Genomic DNA, 2,438 nt, shown 5'->3' with positions numbered 1-2,438 from the left:
AAGTGTGGCGGAAGCGGCGCGGCGCTGGAAGCATCTTGCCGCTATGAGCCAGACCGAGCAGGAGCTTATCCTGACGCAGTCCGTCGTTGAACGCGCGCGCAAGCAGATCGGGCTGTTTACGGGATTATTGCTGATTGTCTCTGCCGTCATTATCGCGCTAATCCTCTACACGATGACTATGGACAAACTGCGGGAAATCGCCACCCTCAAGCTGATTGGTGCGCCGGATCGCACCATTGTTGGCCTAATCCTGCAGCAAGCACTGGCGATGGGAACGATCGGCTTCGGGTTCGGCGCTATATTGATCACGAGCATCAAAGACTATTTTCCGCGCCGCGTCGTACTTCAGCCCGAAGATGGGCTCGCGCTGGCGGCGGCGGTAATACTCGTCTGCGTCCTTTCCAGTGCACTTGGTGTGCGGCTGGCGCTCAAAATCGATCCGGCAACGGCAATAGGGGGATAACAATGAGCAACGCACTTGGTGAAATCCCACTTGTCCATGTGCAGAATGTCTCCAAGCATTTTGGCGAAGGGGAGACCCGTGTCGATGCCTTGCGCGATATCAGCCTGAAGGTCCATCCCGGCGAGGTGGTGGCGCTGCTTGGTCCCAGCGGATCGGGGAAAACAACGCTTCTGAACGTCATCGGTTGTATCACCGAGCCCAGTAACGGCTGGGTCAGCCTGGACGGGGAAGTCGTTTATGACGGGCATTGGCTGCGATCGGACTTGCGCAAGCTCAGATTGGAGAAAATAGGATTTATTTTTCAGTTCCATAACCTACTCCCCTTTCTCAGCAGCACTGACAATATTGCTGTGGTTCTCAGCCTTGCCGGGTTCGACAAAGATGAATCGAAGCGGAGGGCGATTGAGTTGCTTGAGTATTTGGAAGTCGGGCACCGCAAGGACGCGATGCCTGCCAATCTGTCCGGTGGTGAGGCGCAGCGGGTGGCAATTGCCCGCGCGCTTGCCAACCGCCCCCGGATTATTCTTGCCGATGAGCCTACAGCGGCGCTCGATTCCGAACGGGCGGGGATCGTAATGGACCTGTTGCGTAAAGTAGCCGTCGAGCAAGAGGCGGCAATCCTTGCCGTCACGCATGATGAGAAAATCTTCAACCGCTTCGACCTTATCTTTCATTTACGGGATGGACGGCTGGATGATCAGGACATATGACCTAATACCCGGGTTTTAAGATTTTTTGTCAGAAGATGGTACTGTCAGAAGAAAGTATCTTGATGAGAATTTGTTCGTCAATTAGCTTTCGAGCATGATTAAACAGAACCCGTTTCGCTATTTCAAAGGCTTTGTCAGAAGAAAATGGCTTGATGGCCATTTGGTCGTCGACTAGCTTTCGAGCATGACAAAACAGAACCCGTTTCGCTATTTCAAGACGTCTCCCGAGATCATCCGCCTGGCGGTGATGATGTATGTTCGATTTCCCCTTTCGCTTCGCAATGTTGAAGACCTTCTTCATGAACGCGGCATCGATATCTGCCATGAAACAGTCCGCTATTGGTGGAATAGATTTGGTCCCCTGTTTGCGCGCGAGATCCGTAAGAAACGACTTCATCCTTCTTCCCGGAATCATTCCAACTGGCGATGGCACCTGGACGAAGTATTTGTGAAGATAAACGGAGAAACTCATTATCTGTGGCGTGCCGTTGACCACGAGGGTGAGGTTCTGGAAGCCTTTGTATCCAAGCGACGCGACCGCAAGGCAGCAATGGTTTTCCTGAAGAAAATCATGAAACGGTATGGGAAACCTCGTGTCATTGTCACAGACAGATTACGTTCGTATCGTGCCGCAATGAACTTGATTGGAAATGAGTCATCACAAGAAACAGGCCGTTGGAAAAACAATCGCTGTGAGAACTCCCATCTCCCGTTCCGGCGAAGAGAGCGGGCTATGCAGAAATTCAAGCGCCTTCGAAGTTTACAGAAATTCGTCTCAATCCACGCATCCGTCCATAACCACTTCAACCATGAACGCCACTTAGCCAGCCGAGAAGAATTCAAGCTTCAGAGAAATGTCGCACTGGTCGAGTGGCGGCAACTTTGTGCGGCATAGTAGGGGCACCGTTATGCCACTTTACGCCATACAGAGACTCGGTCGCATTAGTCTGACAGCACCTTCGCAAGGCTTTGTCAGAAGAAAATGGCTTGATGGCCATTTGGTCGTCGACTAGCTTTCGAGCATGACAAAACAGAACCCGTTTCGCTATTTCAAGACGTCTCCCGAGATCATCCGCCTGGCGGTGATGATGTATGTTCGATTTCCCCTTTCGCTTCGCAATGTTGAAGACCTTCTTCATGAAGGCACTGTCAGAGGAAAATTGGGCTTTGACCATATCTTAGCTATTCCATAAAATTCTGGAATGAAAAATCATAATCCATTCCGCTATTTCAAGACATCGCCCGAGATCATCCGCTTGGCGGTG

The 2,438-nt window shown here is 51.5% G+C and carries 3 protein-coding genes and 1 pseudogene; all 4 read left to right on the top strand.

Features of this window, described 5'->3' with window-relative positions:
• Nucleotides 1–463: ABC transporter permease (locus LKE13_RS18555; RefSeq protein WP_227953320.1), on the top strand; the 463-nt coding region annotated here is incomplete at its 5' end.
• A 2-nt stretch (nucleotides 464–465) separates the two neighbouring features.
• The gene (locus tag LKE13_RS18550; RefSeq protein WP_227953318.1) at nucleotides 466–1,173 is read left to right on the top strand and encodes an ABC transporter ATP-binding protein; all 708 of its coding nucleotides are present in this window, start codon (nucleotides 466–468) and stop codon (nucleotides 1,171–1,173) included.
• Between the two features lie 184 nt (nucleotides 1,174–1,357).
• The gene (locus LKE13_RS18545; protein ID WP_227953316.1) at nucleotides 1,358–2,068 is read left to right on the top strand and encodes an IS6 family transposase; all 711 of its coding nucleotides are present in this window, start codon (nucleotides 1,358–1,360) and stop codon (nucleotides 2,066–2,068) included.
• Between the two features lie 127 nt (nucleotides 2,069–2,195).
• Nucleotides 2,196–2,315, top strand: a pseudogene (locus LKE13_RS18540) (IS6 family transposase); the annotation flags it as partial.
• Nucleotides 2,316–2,438: the final 123 nt, after the last annotated feature.

Source organism: Sneathiella sp. HT1-7, from assembly GCF_020731145.1.
GTDB lineage: Bacteria > Pseudomonadota > Alphaproteobacteria > Sneathiellales > Sneathiellaceae > Sneathiella.
The sequence above is the reverse complement of the archived record's forward strand: the minus strand, read 5'-3'. Positions and strand labels throughout refer to the sequence as shown.